At 39.6% G+C, this 19,320-nt stretch carries 17 protein-coding genes and 6 pseudogenes; 10 read left to right on the top strand and 13 right to left on the bottom strand.

Annotation, left to right across the window (positions count from 1 at the left end):
• Positions 1-179: 179 nt before the first annotated feature.
• Both NL111_RS10140 and NL111_RS10135 read left to right on the top strand, forming a co-directional pair.
• On the top strand, positions 180-311 hold the full coding sequence (locus NL111_RS10140) for a hypothetical protein (protein ID WP_256891467.1): 132 nt from the start codon (positions 180-182) through the stop codon (positions 309-311).
• A 149-nt stretch (positions 312-460) separates the two neighbouring features.
• Positions 461-757: pseudogene (locus NL111_RS10135) on the top strand (IS3 family transposase); the annotation flags it as partial.
• Between the two features lie 15 nt (positions 758-772).
• Here NL111_RS10135 and NL111_RS10130 read toward each other — a convergent pair.
• Positions 773-1,135, bottom strand: coding sequence for a winged helix-turn-helix transcriptional regulator (locus NL111_RS10130; RefSeq protein ID WP_235016651.1), 363 nt, complete (start codon positions 1,133-1,135; stop codon positions 773-775).
• Positions 1,136-1,247: 112 nt separating this feature from the next.
• On the opposite strand from NL111_RS10130, the gene NL111_RS10125 reads away from it, so the two are divergent.
• The 3 genes from NL111_RS10125 (at position 1,248) to NL111_RS10115 (ending at position 3,420) form a co-directional block, all read left to right on the top strand.
• Positions 1,248-1,499: a transposase gene (locus tag NL111_RS10125; RefSeq protein ID WP_159215666.1), complete on the top strand. Its 252-nt coding sequence runs from the start codon at positions 1,248-1,250 to the stop codon at positions 1,497-1,499.
• A 5-nt stretch (positions 1,500-1,504) separates the two neighbouring features.
• A complete protein-coding gene (locus NL111_RS10120; protein WP_350355571.1) occupies positions 1,505-2,395 on the top strand; it encodes an IS3 family transposase in 891 nt (296 codons plus the stop codon).
• 422 nt (positions 2,396-2,817) lie between these two features.
• On the top strand, positions 2,818-3,420 hold the full coding sequence (locus tag NL111_RS10115) for a recombinase family protein (RefSeq protein ID WP_024863179.1): 603 nt from the start codon (positions 2,818-2,820) through the stop codon (positions 3,418-3,420).
• Between the two features lie 71 nt (positions 3,421-3,491).
• On the opposite strand, the gene NL111_RS10110 is transcribed toward NL111_RS10115, so the two are convergent.
• From NL111_RS10110 to mobQ, 6 genes and pseudogenes are all read right to left on the bottom strand, one after another.
• On the bottom strand, positions 3,492-3,791 hold the full coding sequence (locus NL111_RS10110) for an SLATT domain-containing protein (RefSeq protein ID WP_024863178.1): 300 nt from the start codon (positions 3,789-3,791) through the stop codon (positions 3,492-3,494).
• 69 nt (positions 3,792-3,860) lie between these two features.
• Positions 3,861-4,934, bottom strand: a complete 1,074-nt coding sequence (locus NL111_RS10105) for an IS30 family transposase (protein WP_159224643.1) — start codon at positions 4,932-4,934, stop codon at positions 3,861-3,863.
• A 329-nt stretch (positions 4,935-5,263) separates the two neighbouring features.
• Entirely contained in the window at positions 5,264-6,502 is a 1,239-nt protein-coding gene (locus NL111_RS10100) for a glutamate--cysteine ligase (RefSeq protein ID WP_159215670.1), read from the bottom strand.
• Between the two features lie 398 nt (positions 6,503-6,900).
• Positions 6,901-8,241 (bottom strand): amino acid permease, encoded by a 1,341-nt coding sequence (locus NL111_RS10095; RefSeq protein ID WP_024863175.1) that lies wholly within the window; start codon positions 8,239-8,241, stop codon positions 6,901-6,903.
• A 145-nt stretch (positions 8,242-8,386) separates the two neighbouring features.
• Positions 8,387-9,067, bottom strand: a pseudogene (locus NL111_RS10090) (IS6-like element ISS1N family transposase).
• Between the two features lie 214 nt (positions 9,068-9,281).
• On the bottom strand, positions 9,282-11,339 hold the full coding sequence (gene mobQ / locus NL111_RS10085) for a MobQ family relaxase (protein WP_159210328.1): 2,058 nt from the start codon (positions 11,337-11,339) through the stop codon (positions 9,282-9,284).
• A gap of 252 nt (positions 11,340-11,591) precedes the next feature.
• Between mobQ and NL111_RS10080 the strand changes: the two genes are divergently transcribed.
• Both NL111_RS10080 and NL111_RS10075 read left to right on the top strand, forming a co-directional pair.
• Positions 11,592-11,819 (top strand): hypothetical protein, encoded by a 228-nt coding sequence (locus tag NL111_RS10080; protein ID WP_075140359.1) that lies wholly within the window; start codon positions 11,592-11,594, stop codon positions 11,817-11,819.
• Positions 11,820-11,840: 21 nt separating this feature from the next.
• On the top strand, positions 11,841-12,119 hold the full coding sequence (locus tag NL111_RS10075) for a hypothetical protein (RefSeq protein WP_003680647.1): 279 nt from the start codon (positions 11,841-11,843) through the stop codon (positions 12,117-12,119).
• Between the two features lie 40 nt (positions 12,120-12,159).
• On the opposite strand, the gene NL111_RS10070 is transcribed toward NL111_RS10075, so the two are convergent.
• Complete coding sequence (locus NL111_RS10070; protein WP_036668025.1) at positions 12,160-12,615, bottom strand: mRNA interferase PemK; 456 nt, start codon at positions 12,613-12,615, stop codon at positions 12,160-12,162.
• The gene (locus NL111_RS10065) at positions 12,605-12,886 is read right to left on the bottom strand and encodes a type II toxin-antitoxin system RelB/DinJ family antitoxin (RefSeq protein WP_002819873.1); all 282 of its coding nucleotides are present in this window, start codon (positions 12,884-12,886) and stop codon (positions 12,605-12,607) included. The genes NL111_RS10070 and NL111_RS10065 overlap by 11 nt, the downstream gene beginning before the upstream one ends.
• Before the next feature lie 449 nt (positions 12,887-13,335).
• Here NL111_RS10065 and NL111_RS10060 point away from each other — a divergent pair, with 449 nt between their 5' ends.
• The gene (locus NL111_RS10060; RefSeq protein ID WP_024863171.1) at positions 13,336-13,710 is read left to right on the top strand and encodes a DUF488 domain-containing protein; all 375 of its coding nucleotides are present in this window, start codon (positions 13,336-13,338) and stop codon (positions 13,708-13,710) included.
• A gap of 330 nt (positions 13,711-14,040) precedes the next feature.
• Positions 14,041-14,322, top strand: a complete 282-nt coding sequence (locus tag NL111_RS10670; protein ID WP_317052471.1) for an ArsC/Spx/MgsR family protein — start codon at positions 14,041-14,043, stop codon at positions 14,320-14,322.
• Here the strand turns inward: NL111_RS10670 and NL111_RS10665 are convergent.
• The 3 pseudogenes from NL111_RS10665 to NL111_RS10040 form a co-directional block, all read right to left on the bottom strand.
• A pseudogene (locus NL111_RS10665) lies at positions 14,285-14,935 on the bottom strand (ATPase). The gene NL111_RS10670 and the pseudogene NL111_RS10665 overlap by 38 nt on opposite strands.
• A 1-nt stretch (position 14,936) precedes the next feature.
• Positions 14,937-15,127, bottom strand: a pseudogene (locus NL111_RS10045) (hypothetical protein).
• Positions 15,128-15,274: 147 nt separating this feature from the next.
• Positions 15,275-16,027 (bottom strand): annotated as a pseudogene (locus NL111_RS10040) (replication initiator protein A); the annotation flags it as partial.
• 124 nt (positions 16,028-16,151) lie between these two features.
• On the opposite strand from NL111_RS10040, the pseudogene NL111_RS10035 reads away from it, so the two are divergent.
• Positions 16,152-17,337: pseudogene (locus NL111_RS10035) on the top strand (IS256 family transposase).
• A gap of 441 nt (positions 17,338-17,778) precedes the next feature.
• Here the strand turns inward: NL111_RS10035 and NL111_RS10030 are convergent.
• On the bottom strand, positions 17,779-19,320 hold the full coding sequence (locus NL111_RS10030) for a primase C-terminal domain-containing protein (RefSeq protein WP_024863170.1): 1,542 nt from the start codon (positions 19,318-19,320) through the stop codon (positions 17,779-17,781).

Here is a 19,320-nt window from a genome sequence, read left to right as displayed (position 1 = left end):
TTACACAAATTAATACAGGATATTTTCAAGTTTTTAATGCTCTTATACTAAAAAAATGGACTATTTTTGTTCAGTCCGTAAAATGAAAGTATAGGAGTATTTTTATGTCAATTCGTTATTCACAAGATTTTAAAGATTCACTGGTTAAACTTCACCAAGAAGGACGTTAACTTAAATCATTGGCAGAGGTATTTGGGCCTTCAAAAGATTCTATTGCTCTTTGGGTCAAGCAATTAGAAAATCGTCTCGCTATTTTGGAGGAAGAAAACGAAATTTTAAAGCGAGTGGCCATCTTACTAGCCAAAAAATAGTCCGTAATGTGGGATTGCCGCTTGTTAACCAATTTTTAGCACTAGACTACTCGCTTGTGAGTATTTTAAGTGCACTTAAAATCAAACCTAGTACCTATTACAACTGGCTCCATTGGTAGCCCAGTCGACAAGCAAAGCGTAGAGAATCCCTAAAACCTTATATTTTAGACGTTTGGAAAACCTTTAAATTTTATGGCTATCGTCGTATTGCTGCTTATAGTCAACAAACCGACGGGCCGAAAGTATCTGAGTATATGACACTCAAATTGATGCGTGAATTAGGGAATAAATCCCGCATGCAAAAACGTTATCGCAAGCCCAAAACTGTGGTGACTGTTGATCAAAAGCCCAATCTATTGACTCCTGAGCAGGTTAATCCGCCAAAATTTTATTATACACTTACATTTACCGATTATTTTAATGTGGGCAAGCTGCTGGCATCTTAAACAGCAGATAAAAATCTATAAATCATTATTAAAAGTTTTCACTAAAGTAACCTGCTTTAGTCTATTTTCTCCCCAGTCATTTAAAGCAACTATGATGGGAATTAAAGTTTCTCCTATATCCGTTAGTTGATATTCAGTGTGTTTTACTTTACCAGTTAAGTATTCTCGTTTATAAACAATTTGGTCCGCCATTAACTCATTCAGTTGGTTTGATAAAACTTTTTTACTGATGCCCTTCAGATTTTTCATAAAATATGAAAAGCCATGTGGCCCATCATTTATTAAGATCCATAATATTAATAATTTATGCTTACCGCTAAACATTGATACTGTAAATTCTTTAGTACAATCAAAATTACCATTACTAAGTTTTTTCATAACAGTATTTCGAAAATAATCTGACATCATATGGATGTAAGCTGATTCCTGAGACAACTTTTAAGAGAGGGTATAATGAATAAATCGTCTCTCAAAAGGAAGAAATTTTTACATGCCAACTCGTTACGACAAAGAATTCAAACAAAACATTATCAACCTATATAAGCAAGGCGAATCAGCTGCCCAACTGGCCAGAGAATATGGCATTGGCTATTCAACAGTTCATAAGTGGATCCAGGGCCAGGCCAAAACTCAATCCGGTAAATCGCCAGACGAAATCAAAGCGATGGAAAAGCGACTGGCTTCGCTGTCTGAGGAGAAAGGAATCCTAAAAAAAGCCCTGGGCTTCCTTGCGCAGAAGTAACCAATATCTTTGATTACATTCACCAAGAAGGCCATCACCACCAGGTAACCAAGATGTGCCGAATCCTCGGTGTTTCCAGAGCTCAGTATTATCGTTATCGATCCCCCCAACCTTCAAAACGCCGGGCCGAAGATGCGGACTTGAAACAACGGATTCTGCGGATCTTTGCGGAATTTAAGCAGCGATACGGTGTTATGAAGATCCACCATGAATTGAATCTGGAACTTCAACCACTGCAGCTTCGGTGCAGTCCACGACGGATTTTCCGGCTCATGAAGGAACTGGATATCCACTCCGTTACCGTCAATAAGTGGAAAGCGGCTTCGGCTTCCAAAACCAAGGTTGAACAGCGTCCCAACTTGCTTAAGCAGGATTTCTCGACCACTGGTTTAAATCAAAAATGGACCGCTAATATGACCTATATTCAAACGAAGCGTAATGGCTGGTGTTACTTATCAACCATCATGGACCTGCACTCACGACGGATTATCGGCTATTCGTTCTCAAAAAAGATGGATACTGATTTAGTCTTAAAGACCCTGGAAAGCGCGGTTAAAAATCGAACCATTACTGGGGACCTGATTATCCATACGGATTTAGGATCACAGGATACCAGCGATGATTACAATCAACGTTTAACTGAACTACATATCCGCCACTCATACAGCCGTAAGGGTTGTCCGTATGATAATGCGCCAATGGAATCCTTTCACGCTTCCCTCAAAAAGGAATGTGTTTATCCAGTGCCGGTCTTTGAAGATTATGAAACTGTCGCTGCCGTCCTTTTTGAATATGTGCATGCTTTCTACAATAGGAAGAGAATTCATAGTTCACTGGGCTACCAGACCCCCTTACAAGTTGAAATTGCAACACTTACGAGCCAAATGGCCGCCTGATTTAATGCTTTCCAGGGTTCAAATAAGTTATTAATCGCGATTAATGATTTATTTGAGCTGTGGAAGGTAAACGCGGTTCTGAATGTCTCTTAAAATCTGTCTCAAATATTGACTTCAATCCAATTCTTGACGCTACCTTAATAATGTAACGGAATATAATTATTTATGGTTCCTTTAAAAGATATAAAAACTTGCCTTAAGTGGAGGTTAATAGTGCTAACGTGTGAACTATTACACTTTAATTTGTTTAATCCGGATTAGAGTTCAAATCAAATTTATAAGCTATATTATAATATTAAACCAACAGTATAGATGTAACAATAGAGTGTACCCTAATGTAACAATGAAGAAATTTTGATTATTAAGCAATCAATTGTGTTACAATAGGGTTGTTACAAAAACGAGGAGATTTTAAGAGAAAAATGAAAATTGGATATGCCCGAGTTTCTACTTCGGATCAAAATTTAGATCGACAGATTGTGACTCTGAAAAATTCAGGGGCACAAAAGATTTTTGAGGAAAAAATATCCGGGAAAAATATAGAACGACCACAATTAAAAGCGCTCCTAGATTATATCCATGACGATGATGTTGTTACAGTATTGAGTTTGGATCGCTTAGGACGTAATTCAAAAGATTTAACAGAAGTGATTGACCAAATTAGACGAAAAGGTGCAGTTCTAGATGTTTTAGACTTACCCACGTTTGCAGGCGTCGAAGATGGTAACTTAAGAGCATTGTTGACTAATTTGGTTTTAGAAATATATAAATATACTGCTGAAGAAGAACGACGTAAAATTCTCAGTCGTCAAAGACAAGGTATTAAAATTGCGAAGAAGAAGGGAATATATAAGGGAAGAAAAAAAGAATATTCACCTACTGGGTCTAAACGCTTCCTATATAATGGTGTAGTTAATGGTTTAAAAGAAGGAAAAAGTATAGCCCAAATTTCTCGAGAAGTTGGTATTGAACGGATCCAAGTTTATAGAATTCGGGATTATGCAAAGAAAATTAATGCGTTGTAGTTGCGTTCAATAAAAAATTCACGTTTTTATCTGAATGACAAGAAGATTAAAAAAATCTTAGAAGAAAGAGTTTAGCTTGCTGAACTCTTTCTTCTAAGATGATCTGGTAATATTTTATCTAATTCTTCTTCTGTAAAAAATTGTTCTTCTTCAGATTTTAATGCTCTTTGTGCTAATTTATAACTTTTACTATCTGTTTTTGAGGCACTTATATATATTTCATGGGTTTCATGCATTAATGTATCTCTTTCGTTTGTAATATCGTTAATACTCAAGCGATTTAAATCTGTTAGTAAACTTACATATTTTTCTCTAACTAGCCACAACTTATCTGCAATGTTTTGATGATTTTTAGCTTTCGCAAATTGCAATAGTAAGTTAGCCAGTGCCGATAAAGCACACAGACGAAAGGGCTCATGGGAGTTCCAGGTGGATCAGGATTAGGCGGCGCGGCCTTTGCGCGCACGTGCTAATTCCTTTCGAAATACTTCAGCTGGTGTACAGAACTTAAGTAAGCGGCGCGGGAGATGGTTGAGCCGAGATTCAGCTTGACGGGCCAGACTGGGTGTAGCTAGATCGAGTGATTGCCCCTTAGGAAAGTAACGTCTGAGTATACGATTGTGGACCTCATTAGTGGCGCGTTCGGCCGAGCTATAAGGGTGGGCATAATAAGTCTCGGCAACACCCTCAAGCGCAGCCGTTAGCGTGGTGAACTCTGTTCCGTTATCCGCCGTAACTGTCCGCATAACGTCACCGAATTCAGCCGTAATATTTTGCATGGCATAAGCCACAGATTCAGCGTCTTTACCCTCGATCAAGCGGACAATCTCATAGCGCATTTTACGTTCGGTAAACGTTAATAGGACACTCTCGCTACCAGCACGTTTGCCAATGACAGTATCGATCTCAAAATGACCAAACTCGTGGCGCGTTTCTACTCGCTTTGGCCGTTCTTCAATACTACGACCGAGTAGGCGCTGATGTTGGTGCGAGTGGTGCTGGGTCGTCCGGCGTTTTGTTTTTTCCAGCAGATCAAGGTTACGGATCTCCAATAGTTGCGCATCGATATAGTTGTACAAAGTCTTCGTACAGACCATTTTGGCCGGCTTAAATAACCGGTGCTTACGGGCATAACCAACAGCAGCGTCCGGAGACCAGCCCTCATGGCAGAACTTATCATCAAAGTAGGCTAAGAAGGCCGTCAATTGGCTAAATTTTAATGGACGTCCACAGTTTTGCCGCTTTATTTCATAGCGATTCTGAGCGGCTTCAGGGCTGTAAATTTCAAAGTAGTGTTTCTGATTATTAACGCGTTTAACTTGCGTGACTCGACCACGCTTGAGCTCATTATTGACGGTCTGGTGGCAGACGCCTAATCGAATCGCTATTTGCCGTGCTGAGCATCCTTCAATGTGCCAAGCGGCGATTTGACCGCGTTCGATTTCCGATAAATGGTGACCTTTTGGGCGTGGTGTGATAGACTGTTCTTGCATCAAGACGAAAACTTCTTTCATTGTTTGTTGTAGGAACTTCAATGATACCTGAATTTTTCGTCTTGGTGTTTTTTTTTTACCATTTTGGCTGCGTGGCTAACTTAATTATAAAACGCGCGTCCCTTCGATAACTAACGGTTTTCTAATATTTGTGGTAGTAATAGTATAGCTCAAATTTAACGCAATTTCAGTTTCCGCGCAAATAATCGTCTCAAAAATTATCATTCTTGACATGCGACGCGTTATTTGACGTTAGTCATGGTTTAAACGTGCTTATTAGTTGGTTTGTTGTTCGTCCGCCGATGTGCGTCCTAACGTGCCAACACGTGTGTACGCCGATTTCAGTATATTCAAGCATTAAAATGTGGTGTCGCAGCCAGCTGGAGTGCAAGTTGAGTTGCACGTTCGAGCGAATCGTTTGTTTGTTGTTCCCAGCGGGCCGCGAGTGTGTTGGCCGGGTCGTGCAGACTAGTTAAGATATGTTGGGCGACTTGCAACGCGTGTGGTTGATGTAAACTGGTAGCCATAGTTTGTAGCGCGTCAGCTAGTTGTTCGCCTTCAGTTAGCTGTCGAGTCACTTGCATGGGGGTTTCGATGGCAACTTGTTCGTTGGCGCGCTGACCTGCCTGAATCCAATTATCCGTACTAGCTGGCACTGGTAACCAGAGCATCAGTAAAACGAACCACGTTAAGCAGGTCAGTTGGGACAGATCAACGCCCGCACCGGCCCATGGGTTCAGGTCTAAGTTACGTAATTCCAAGTATTGAATCCCATCCTGACATAGTTGTGAATGACCACCGGCATGACGCAATCGAACCTGACCGTAAAATTCCTTGGTCGCACTTAATTTTCCATTATCGACGGCCGCTTGCAGTGTTTGAAAATAGTCATTTAACGACGCGTACGAGACCGTAACACCCGGCCGATTGGTATACCCGCTAGAACTGTTGCGTAAGCTTCGAACGGGCTGGGCTGGTGGCGTAAGACCAGACTGTGGCCAGCAGCGTGGTGAGCAGCCATAAAGATACGTCAGTAGCCAGCGATAGTGCAAATAATTCTGCGCAATGTGCAGGTAACAGCGATTTTGAAAGGTAGTGAAATCACGACTATCTGTCTGGGCCTGATACAATCCCATCATCAGACTAGCCGCTAAGCTTACATTACAGTGAACACCTGACAACATTTGACGTCGTCGGCCATAGCGGTGAGCAAGTCCTTGTCGATAGGCGACAGCGGCCGCATCCAACTTAGCAATTGGAATATCCCGGTCTTCTCGTGGAAGTGTGGGCGGCATGCTTAGCGGCCAAATCAGTTCAGGCAGAAGCCCTTGCCGGACTTGTTGTGTGAGCATCGTTAAGGCGTGCAACGCAGCAACCGCACTTGCTTGCGGTTGGGTGACTAACTCCAACTGTGTCTCCGCAAAGTCCCGTTGCAGGCCGGACAACTCGCTGATAAGTGTTGGTGATAATGCCGTATCCGCCAAATGACCGGTCACCGTTACCCGCTGGCCTTCCCGTTCCAGCCCAATCTGAACAACCTGTGCATTGATCAACGCCTTATTTTCCATTAATAATTGTTGCCACTCCATCCACTCACCTCGCTGATTCAATCTAAATTTATCGTAGCATAGTCCCGACCTTGGTTCACTGATTATGACCTATTATTTAGCTGACTTACCATTACGAAATGAGTTTCCGCGCGTCCCTGCTTGATCATCCAAAGGATCAAAAAAACGAGTACCCAGTATTACCGGGTACTCGTTTTTAGGGTAATAATATCGGGTCTAGAATTTTTGGTGTTGGAAAGTATTTCCATTCCAAAAGTACTAGGCCCTAATTTAAAAAGCCATTGATAATGGATCAAAAACGGCCACTAGGGTATACCCTATTGGCTAGATTGGTTTAGTCAAACAAAAATCGCCGGCCATTAGCTGGTAAACTAATTGGGTTTACCAAGACTGATGACCGGTGATTACAATTATCGTTTTTAAACGGTGCGATGCATACTTCGTTCGATGACTAATAAAATGACGAACCAAACGACTGAACCGATGACTGCCCAACGGTTAACTTGATCAAAGCACAAGACGACCGTCACCGCGATAAAGAAGGCCAAGGTCGCGATGTTGGAAACAGGGAACAGTGGCAGTTTAAACGGATTATGCGTACTGTCAGTGGTTCGTTTGTAAACGTAATGGCACACCAACAAGGCACACCAAACAATGATGAAGTTGGTCGTTGCCACGTTAGAGATCAACGTGAAGACGGTACTTGGAATCACGTAATTCAACGCCACGATCACCAGTAAGATCAATGATGAGAATAACAATGAGCGGGCGGGAACGTTGTAACGATTGACCTTTCCCATCCATTTCGGCGCGTTGTCACCGTGCGCAAGTGTAAATAGTGTTCGACTCGTACTGAAGATGGCACTATTACAAGCCGAGAGCGCCGCGGTCAGAACCACGAAGTTGATAATGCTGGCCGCGGCTTTGATCCCAACGTCGCTGAAAACTTGCACAAAGGGTGACTGACTGGTCGTGATCTGATCCCAAGGATAAATTGCCATGATCACGAATAAAGCGCCCACGTAGAAGAATGAGATTCGAATAGGTAAGCTATTGATGGCCCGTGGTAATTCTTTTTCTGGGTTTTCGGCTTCCCCAGCTGTAATTCCAACCATTTCGATGCCCGTAAACGCAAAGATAACGAGCGAAAACGACATCAAGAAGCCCTGGACACCTGTTGGGAAGAAGCCTCCGTGACTGACCAAATTTGTCACCGAGACCGTTTGCCCACCGACATGGGCCGATGAACCAATCAAGATAGCCCCCGTCACGATCAAAGCAATGACAGCCACCACTTTAATCATCGAAAACCAATATTCTAGTTCGCCAAACGCACTGACGGAGAGCATATTGAATACTAATAAAATCAAAATAATTATTAAGGGTGTCACCCACTGCGGGATCCACGGAAACCAGTAACGAATGTAGATACCACTCGCAGTCAAGTCAGCCATAGCTAAACTGATCCAGCAGAGCCAATAGGTCCACCCAATGGCAAACTCGAAACGTTTACCTAAATATCGATTAATGAATTCTAGAAACGAATGTAAGCACGTATCCGACAATAATAGCTCGCCCAGTGCTCGCATCATCAAGTAACAGAAGAAACCGCCAATGGCATAAGCCAACAAGATCGACGGCCCCGCCTGTTTGATTGCTGAACCGGATCCTAAAAAGAGCCCGGTTCCAATCGCGCCACCAAGCGCAATCATCTGCACGTGACGGCGTTTTAGTTTACGGGCAAGTTGCTGATTTTCCATATGACCTCAACTTTCCTTTAATCCAATTTGATAATAATTTTCATAAAAATACAGATTTTTTCACGTTCATTCATTTTATGATAAAATAATCGGTTCTGTTGCGAAGTTTGAAAATCAAACGCGCCCTCTCTGAACTCCAAATATCTTAGGCTGTTATTCCCATTAATACCTTGATTTCAGTAGACACCGAAAAGCCGAAGAGCGTTCCATTTCTTCGGTTCTTTTTATATATTCCTCGAATGGTCTCCATGCCCTTAATCGTGGAAGAGACTGTACGGAGACTTTGATAAAATTTATTTCGTCGTTTAATAGGTCGATGGTCTTGTTCTATTAAATTGTTAAGATACTTCACAGTTCGGTGCTCTGTCTTAGTATATAAACCCACACTCTGTAACTTTCTAAAGGCGGAGCCAAGAGAAGGTGCTTTATCGGTCACAATTGCTTTCGGCTCACCAAACTGTTTATGGAGTCGTTTTAAGAAAGCATAGGCTGCTTGCGTATCCCGTTTCTTTCGTAACCAGATATCTAAGGTTAAGCCGTCCGCATCAATTGCACGATAAAGATAATGCCAACGTCCCTTAATTTTGATATAGGTTTCGTCCATTTTCCATGAATAGAAGGATTGTCTATTTTTCTTCTTCCAAAGATAATAGAGGACTTTGCTGTACTCTTGCACCCAACGATAAATCGTAGTATGACAAACATTTATTCCACGATCATATAACAATTCCTAAACTTCACGATAGCTTAGATTGTAACGCAGGTAGTAACCAACAGCGACAATAATGACGTCTTTTTTGAATTGTTTGCCTTTAAAATGATTCATTACTCTGTCCTCTCTGCCTTTTTTCTAAATTTTACACTAAAATAGATTTTTTGGAAAACTTTGCAACAGAACCACCTAATCTATTAACTGAAAGCGTGCTTATAATGCGTTTCTCAAACATCAAAACATAAAAAAGCACCTATTTCTAGGCTTTTTCACGAAAATGGTTACGGTGTAACTATATATTTTTACATTTTTGAATTCGCCTACTACTTTATCTATGAAGCGTACCACCACGACGTCCATGTTTATGATGTTGACGTTTCTTTTTATCTAACTCGTATTCCAATTCCTCTTGTGCTTTCCTTTGTTTGTTCAGCTCATAATCTTGGGTATTTGAATAAAGCACGCTCGTTAAGGCATCTGATAATAATGTACTCATATACTTTATTGGGGTATTTTCATTATAATTAACGGCTCTGTACCCTTCTATATTCTCTTTTCGGAAATCATCACTCCTTAAATTATGTTGTTTTACTGCCTGCTTAGCCTGTTCAATTTGCTTAGCAGAAATATTTTTATCTTGTCCTGCTTCACCAATAAACAACTGTTGTGTGCCTCTATTGTTCAACACACGTAACAAATTAGCGTTTTTAATCTCATCTGGTTTAACCTGTCCGCTTAAATAAGCAAGTCCTTGTACATGCTCTTGCGTTGTAAATTTTTCTGGTGGATTGTTTTTTAGACGGGTTATATCCTGTTTCTCCAGTGGTTGAAGCTCAGGATTGTAATAAATAACTGCCGTATATAATCGCTCTTTTTCAGTCATTTTTACTTTGTTTAAGTCTATATCAGGAAAAGACTTAGTTAGAACGCTGTTGTATTGTGTATCAACCACTTTTTTAACTTCATTAATTGCTGAAAGTTCTTTAATGCTTCGCTTTAATACGTTTTGTTCATTTTCTTCAAAACCGTTTAGTAAAGCACCTTTTGTTAGCTTAATATCTTTAAAGCGGTAGCCTTTTTTAGCCAAAATATCGCTAGTATTTTCCTTGACTCGCTGTTCTTGCTTTTCAAGCATTAACCAACTAACGAATGGACGCTTAGTAAATGTTAGAATTTGTTGATTTATAATATTAGTTCTTATCATTGCCAAGCGATCTTTTAATTCGTTTCCTGCAAATACCTTTTGTTCACTATCTGTTTCTTTAATTAGTTCACGTTTTTCTGCCATTGTTACCCGTTCAAAATCAATATCAGGGTAAAGTTTTCTAACTGTTCGATTAACTACTTTATCTAGCAACTGATTAGCTTCTGCTAATGAATTTTCTTGTTGATTAATAGTTATTAGTTGCTTTGTCATATCCTGTCCAATTGCTTGCTTAATCATAGTGCTATTTTTCCAATTAAATAGCATACGTTGTTTTTCGTCTAAATTTTCTAGGCTAACAAATGTTTTTAATTCTTTACTTAGTTGAGAAACCATACGTTTCTCATCAAACGAATAATGACGTTGTAGGGTTTGTATACGACGTTCATTATGAATTTTATCATTCACATTTTTTACTTCTGATTTTGCTTGACGTTGTAGCTTAACACTACGGTTAAATTCTTGGCGATTTTCTCTCTGTGAATTAACCCCTTCATGTTGCGTTGCAACTTCATCTATTCCCTGTTCTTCATATGACTTTTCACTAATACGGTCTAGTAAATTTTTAGACTCTAAAACTTTATTAACAGCGGTAGCCCAATTGTGACGCCATTCAGTTATTTTTTCTTTTTTATCCCAATCAACTAACCAAATTTTCTTCTGTCTTGGAAAGCCACTTTTAGTAAATGTTTTATTTCCATTTTCATCTAAAATATATTGTGTTTTTGCCTTTAATCCCCATGTTCCGTCAGGATTAAACGGGCGGTTTGTTAGCATAACATGCGCATGCGGATTATCTGTATTATCTCTGTGAATAGCAACATCTGCTACCATGCCTGCATTAACAAAATTTTCTTGTACATACGCTGTCAATAATTCTTTTTGTTCTTCCGTTGATAATTCGATAGGTAAAGCAACATTAAATTCTTTTGCGTAACGTGAATTTGCTTTACGGTCTTTGTCTTCAACTTCATTCCATAATTTTTGCCTATCTTTTGCCCAATCAGGGGCATTTTTTGGTGTTAAAATAAATGCTTCTGGTTTAACATCTCTTGCATAAGAATAGGTCTTACCCTCTTTATCAGAAAACAACTTTTCGCCACTTCGATAACTCGCACTAGCAACCGCACTACGCATTTTTCCTGCGCTTATATTTTGAAAACTCATATGAAAAATTGCCATGCTGTTGTCTCCTTTCTTTTGAGGGTTTGGTTTTTGGTTTTTGTTGTCGCCATAGGCGACTTCTGATACAGGATTTTGGGGTTAGCACAACATAGAATTAATTCTATGTGTAAGTGCGCATTAACCTCGTTTCACTCGGTCTTCTGATTCTCTTAACTTTAATTTAGTGTATGCCTTCCGCTTCGCTATTTCAAATTTTATACTTTGAATTAACGTTTCCTATATGATATAGTTTCGGTGATTATTTCTAATATTATTGGAGGGATCGTTATGTCTCAAAGTAACTTAGAAAAACAAGAAGCTAAATTAAAAGCCCTTAATCAAAAAATTAAGGACGAAAAAAATAAGATTGAACAACGGATAGGTAAACAAATCATCAGTCAAGCCAATTTAGATTATGCTAATTTATCTAATGACAATATCAAGTCCTTATCCAAAAAAGTATCCGAGTTTTTAAAGGAAAAGTCCGTAGATCATTAGCCATACGAGATGGGGAATTCCATGCCTAATCAATATGAAAAACTAATTGAACAACAAGCGCGTTTAAAACAAAAAATTGAGCGGGAAGATTTTAAATTACGGCAATCTAAATACTATGAAAATCGGCAAGCCCGCAAAGCCCGTTCTCGCCGATTAATTCAAAAAGGAGCTTTATTAGAAAAGTACTTTCAAGCTAATAACCTCTCGGTCGAACAAACCGAAGAACTTTTAAAAACATTTGCTGACTATGTTAACGCCCATAAACCGGATAAATTAAAAAACGATCAACCTAATAACTAGGCCGATCGTTTTTATTTTCAGGATTGTTTTTTGGCTTAATTTATGGATTGTGTTTAGCAAAGTCTTTTAACTGTTTTTGAATTCTTTGTGTAAGCTCTGCTTTACTTTCTTTGTGCTTCCTTTTACTTGATCGCTGTTGAATTATCTTTTGACCCTTACCTCTTCTTTTTGATTTTAGGTCAAGCGTAAAATCTGAAATTTTATTTTGATCTAGCTTACTTAAATGACCGATTTCTTTAAAGTTTAAACTGGCTTTGGGAAAGCGATAGATATTACCAAGATCGACCCAGGAAGGTTTCTTCAACCCAGCGGATTGCCAATCTTGAATCGGATAATATTGTTGCTTGATATAAGCCGACTTCTTTTCATACTGACTAGTAATTTTAAAAGCCTCGACCGTCTGTTCTGATACCCGACGAATTAAAACTGGCCGAGACTTGCCACCGTTAGTTTCTACAAAACTAACGTATAGGCTGACTAAGTCATTAGTCCTCATCTGGATCGTTGAGCCAATCAGCGACCTCTTTAGCGTCTTTGAACTCGGTGACTGGTGTCCCTTCGGTCGCCTTTAAAAAGCGTAGATTAGCTCTTTCTTCTTCGCTTAAAGACGCATTAAAAGGTAAAGCACCATTAGCAACAATCCGCTTGTAAAACATGTTAATGGCCGTGGTTGGATTTAAGCCCAATTCGCTTAAAACTGCTTCGGTATCATCGGCCAAATCTTTATCAATCTTGACTTGGACCCGTTTCTTTTCCTTAACTGCCATGATTGTCTCATCTCCTTTATTTTACTACTACCATTATACTACCTTTTGAGTACCTTATCAATAGATAAAGCCCTGGCCTCAAATCACTTGAGCTTGGCGTTGATCTAAAGGTTGAACTTTTGGGCTGGGGTCTGTACTAGAATTTCGGACAGAAACATAAGAGAATTGATTTATCCAAAAGGAGTCCTCAAAATGACCTATTCACGCAATCGCTACGACCAAGATTTTAAGAAAAATTAGGGAGGCTTAGATGCCTTTTTTGTACTGAATTGATGATAGTGGCTGTCATGAGGACTGATCAATATGTGGTTGCGGGAAAGTGTTGGTTCGATTTAACGATACCGGCACCTGCGTTATAATGGAGTCAACTTATGGTCATGAAATGTGATAGGCTATTGTAAATGGTCATAAATTGTTTACCGCAGCGTACGATAGGAGGAGTGTTCATTATGCAATTAAAATTAGAACGGATTTACATGAAACCAGTTGATACGGATGGTTATCGGGTGTTGGTAGATCGCTTGTGGCCCCGGGGTATTTCGAAGGTTAACGCTCAGTTGGACAATTGGGTAAAGGAAATTGGCCCGTCGACTACGTTACGTAAGTGGTTCAATCATGAACCAGCGAAATATCCCGAATTTGTCGATCGTTACCGGGCTGAATTGGATGAGAATCCCCTGACGGCCAGCTTTATTAGTCAAGTTGCTGAACAACTGACGAAGACGAATGTGATCTTATTGTTCGGTGCCAAGGATGAACAACATAATCAGGCAGTGGTACTGCGTGATTACCTGAAGGATAGTGGGCAATTACCAATCGCTTAATATAAATTGCGTAATATTGGTATAGATGAAATTGGGATTAGGCCTGCAATAAACTGCGCCCATCGAATTATTTTAATTATTTTTTGAAAACGCTAGCAATTAGCTGCGAATTTTGCTATGATTATGTTATTAATTAATGACGTCAACTATTACAGTGCACAATAATGGGGGCTACATTGTTAGGCAAGCAAGATTGGGGATAATTTTATGATAAACTTATGTGTGTTACCAAGTACCGCAAGTTGTCGCAAGGCCCACCGGTGGTTACTCGAACATCGGATCCCGTTTCATGAACGTAATATGAATGCATAGCCGTTAACGGAGACTGAAATCAAGCACCTGCTACAGTACACGTACAATGGCATTGATGATTTTATCAGTACTAAGTCCAATGCTTATCACCAACTGAGTAAGACGACACCGATTGAAGATATGCCATTAAGCGAAGCTGTTCGGGTATTAAGCCAAACACCGCAATTATTGCGGCGGCCAATTATTTTTGACGATCACCGACTTCTGTGCGGCTTTAACCAAGATGAGATTCGGATGTTTATTCCACGTGAACAGCGCGTACTCAAGATGCAAGCAATGTCAGAACTGGATTGTTTTTAACAAAGTCATTTAGTTGTTTCTGTATAGCGGCTTCAAAGGTAATTTTTGGATTTATCCAAAGAAAGTTACGCAAATTATTTTTGATCACCTGGTCATGATCTCGTCTGTAAGCTGACACAAATTTTTGGCTATTATCATAGATCACGACATTATCAGCTTTGAATGCGACTGCTACTAAATTATGATTTGATTGACTATAACGTTTTTCAACAACTTCATCTGGTACACCGTGCCCACCTTTTTGACCTGTTCATGAACCCGATTAATTGCTACTTTTTTGTTTTTTAACGCCACGTATAAAAGCGTGACCTCAAACCCATTTTGGTGAGCCCGCTCGATTAAATTTAATTGTGCCTTTCCTTGACCAGATAAGGTTGTTTCAACATGAATACTCTGCCCAGCATTTAAAGCCGCGTGGAGTTGTTTTATTTCTTCGCGCATTGCCCCTAAAGTTATCACGATTTTTATGCCAATCGCCACCCATTTTTTGGAGGATTTCATCGGCATTTAATCGTTTAAAGTGAGTAAACAATTCGGGTCTCGCGCGATATAAAGTGCTTTTACCAGCGCCGCTTATCCCAGCCACGATGATGTATCTCTTTGGCTCACTCATGTTAAATCACAAAATGCTTTTCGTTGATAATTTGCTCTTGGCGTTTATCTAAGTGTGTAACGCGTCAAACAGCTTGCGTTTATCAGGATCTGGGTTATGGGCTGCTTGTTCCCAAATGCCTTGAATATCGACGACCCAGGGGTCAGCCAGCAATTGCTCTATTTTTTCGACTTCTTCGCTGGGTTTGATCATTTAAAAGGCTCCTTTCACATTCCCTTAGTTCAGTCATCGCCAATTCAGCCACTCAAGGTGCCTATTTTTGCTTCTAAGCGATTTTAAAACGATTTTAATAATTATGCATGTAACACTTAAAACGGCTTAAATGAGTCCATGTGACGTTTAATTCCAAGAACGCCCATTGTCAGTGTTCTGTTCTTCGGGGTGTTTGGCCGCATATTCTCTAGCCGCTTGTTTATCCCACCAAACGCCAAATAGGTTTTGCATGGTGCCGTACAAGTAGTTTTCCACATTCTTGATATGCTTCTCATTGCTTCTTAGGGCGTTAAAGCAGCGTCTCAAGGCTTTAGTCATCAAAGGTTTTAGTTCTTCGTCGTCAAGTGGGATTATGACGCCAATATCTTGATGATCCTTTTCAACTCGGTACTTAGCATTTAAGATAATGCCAATGAAGCGCCGCATTTGTTGCGGGGTACGGCACCAAAAACTAAGTAGTTGCACGGCTTCGGGTTCTAAGAAAACGGGGAGCCCACTGTCTTCATCAGTTAAGAAGTCATTAGCATGGTTCACCAAATCCTTGTTTTGCTTTTCTAGTTCTGCTGGTGAGAATTAGGCTGTGGAAAAGTCCAACTTTTGAGTATCTATATTATATCTATTAGTATCTATATTATTAGTATAGTCTGGATCTTGTCTCTTTTTGAGAAGTCCGCTTGTACCAAGGGGTTTAGGCGATTTTATTGGCTCTCGCTTAATATAAACGTCTTTTGCTGTTACTTCCAAATCTGCCAAATATAATCTATTTGGTTCGTTTTTGCCTGATCTTGGATTAAAACCCATATGTTTTTGATACAAAAGGTTTGCGTCCATTAATTCGTGTTTAATCTTATTGATTTTATTATTTGACCAGTTTCGTAAAATCTTTGGTAGCGTCAAGAATCTTGTGTAAATGCATAAAAGATTTCTGAATTGTATAGAAATAGGGAATGCCTTCCCTTATGATATTTAGTAATCACAGAAAACATCACAGGAGGCATTCCCCATGAATGAACTCACCACAGAAATTATCGCTGCACTAGCCCAAAAGCAAGATTTGGACGAAGTTTTTCGTCACCACCTCGAAATTGCGATTAACCAGCTGCTTCAAACCGAATTGGCAGATTTTTGGATTACGAACGCTACTCATACGCTGGGATTAACACTGGTAATAACCGCAACGGCAGTTATGAGTGCTCGTTTGATACGAAGTACGGCCAACTTAACTTAACCATTCCTCGAGATCGCAATGGCCGGTTTGAAAATCATACCTTGCCAGCCTACGGTCGGCATAGTGATAATTTAGAAACAACGGTCATTCAGTTGTATACCAAGGGAATTACCACTGCTGAAATTGCCAAACTCATTGAGAAAATGTACGGTGAATGTACGGTGCTCACTACTCCAAAGCCACGGTTTCCAACATGACTAAAGCCGTCAATGAACAGGTTCAAGCTTTCCAGCAACGTCGACTGGCTTCACAATATGCGGCCATCTTCTTAGATGCCACTTACTTGCCGTTAAAGCGGGATACCGTTCAAAAAGAAGCCGTTCATCTTGCGATTGGCATTCGTCCAGATGGTACGAAAGAAGTGCTGAACTACCAAGTGGCGCCAACAGAATCGACTGTAATCTGGACTGAACTGCTGGGAACCTTGATCAAGCAGGGCGTTAAAGATGTGCTGTTGTTTGTGGCCTATGGGTTAGTTGGTTTGGATGAAGGCTTGAATCGGCATTTCCCTAAAGCCAAACGACAACGTTGCCTGGTTCATGTTGGGCGGAATCTGATGAACAAAGTTCGCGTAAAAGACCGCAAGGCCGTGATCAGTGACTTTAAACAAGTTCATCGGGCCGCCAACCGTGAAGCAGCCGAACTGAAACTGAATGAGTTCGCCAACAACTGGCATCAGACCTATCCCAAATTAATCAAAGATCTGCTTAAAATGCCGAATTTACTCACTTTCATGGACTTTCCACCAGCTATCCGGCAATCACTATACTCCACTAACCTGATTGAGAACTTTAATAAGCATCTCAAGCGCACCACCCACCACAAAGAACAATTTCCAACGGAAGATTAACTGGATCGCTTCCTGGTTTCTCAGTTTAATGTTTATAACGAGAAGTCTCTGAAGCGGATCCAACGAGGGTTCAAAGGACTCCAGGACACCTTGGAAGCATCATTTATTTAAGTTAGATACATATTATATGTACGAAGGCATTTCATTTACACAAGATTCTTGACGCTACCCAGCTTACGATTTGGCCCTAACATACGGTGTTCAAGTGATCGATCGACAAGAACTATTTAATTTCATCAACAACCTCTGTCCAGAGCTCCTACCCAAACTCCAATATCAACAATCCATAGCTAAATTACCTGAAATATGTCCGACCTGTCAGCAGCCCGCTATACATCTCAAGGGACCTCATGGTATGTACTACAAGTGTGTAAACTGCAAACATACATTCAACCCTAAACCCTAAAAAGTAAAAACAAGAAGATCAATAAGTTTAAACTAACTTAATAGTCTTTTTTTACAAGATTGTATACCTAATAAGACCATACTGAGGTTCAAGAACTAGGTATATATGAAATATATAAAAAATCTAATGGCAATTGAGAGCACAAATTATTCAATAAATCTCCATCTCCCAATATCTTCGTCATAGCCCTCTACTAGCGGATTAAATACCGATAATTCCTCTATAAACTTCGTTGTTTCTAACCCTAAGTGTTGCTTTAGGTAACTAATCCACTGATCCTTTAACTGCTGATTCTTATCAAAAAGAGCCTTTAATGCCATTGACAATGTTGCTAATTTAGAAGGCTTATTACCTCTACCTTTTTTGATCACAAGCTTATTAGATTTGACAGCTTGCTTAAGTACTCGATTCAAACTCGCTGCTGAAATATTTAATTCCTCTCTAATTCTGCGGGTGGAAATTTCAACACTATCTTTATCAATTCCAATACGATTAATTAAGTCAATAATGTCCTGGAGCCATTCATTCTTATGACTGTAGATGCGTTCTGATCGGCTCTTCGCATACTTGTACCACTTAACCTGGCTTTCTTGCTTTACAATGCGTTTCTCAGCATAAGTCGCCCACGTATCAATAAGTTCATCAATGTAAATCTTGGCGGCACCTTTATAATTACCCGAAAAGGCGTCCCGAACACATCTTTGCATGTCTCGAAGCTCCAAAGGTGCTTCTAAGGACGAATTAAATTCATCTAGTAAATCAAAAGTCTCAGCTTCTGTTTTACCTGAAGAATAACATGCTAATGCTAAAGTAAGAATTGTATTATGTCTTCCAAGGCCTTGGCCTGGCATAATTTTTCGCTTACCTAGCATAATTTTGAACCAGGCTTGATCACATTGCTTACGATAAATTCCCTGGCTCCCCTGGCTAGATACAACCTTTAATTTTAATTTTCTATCAGCATCTACTTGTTTACTATATTCTTGACTCCAGGTTAAAAGAGTAGCAAATGAACTAGTTAAATCTGGTTCAAAGAACATAATATTGTCTTCACGCGGTATCCTGAAAATACCAAAATTATTACAGCCAACATCTGTTGCTATTAATTTATCCTGGATATTTCTTTTTATATTTTCAGCAATTTTTCTAGCAGCTGTTAATACAGGAATTGTCCCATTTTTATGTTTCGCTAAAAAAGCAGGCTTATCTAGTATGTAATACACTTGATACCCTTTATCCGTTTTTAAAATCAGGGTCGGTAAAATACGATCCCCCAAAACAATGCTACTTTTTAAATTTTCTAAGTTATGATCACGTTCCACTGCATTTTTAAAATCAATATCAACTACAAACGTATTGATTTGATTCAAATTAGTTTCTATATGTCCTTTAATATGTTTGCGCTTTTCATCGTAACCAAGATAACTATAAATATTTGGTGTCCAATGAGTTAATTGATTTCCATTCTCTCGTAATGCTTCTTTAGAAGTAATCACAAAGCCACAAGCATTACTCATAGCATCTTTGCTTCGAAAAACAGCAATCGATCCGGTTTTATCTTTATTATGTAATGTAGTATTGATTGATAATACTCTACTATTTCTTGGCTTAAATTCTTTTAATCCCGAATGTAAAACTAAATTAATTGCTGACCAAGCGGTCGACGAACTATTTAGAATCCTAGGCAT

Source organism: Pediococcus sp. AC40, from assembly GCF_030252485.1.
Classification (GTDB): Bacteria; Bacillota; Bacilli; order Lactobacillales; family Lactobacillaceae; genus Pediococcus; species Pediococcus acidilactici.
Note: the sequence above shows the minus strand (reverse complement) of the source record. Positions and strands in the feature narration are given on the sequence as shown.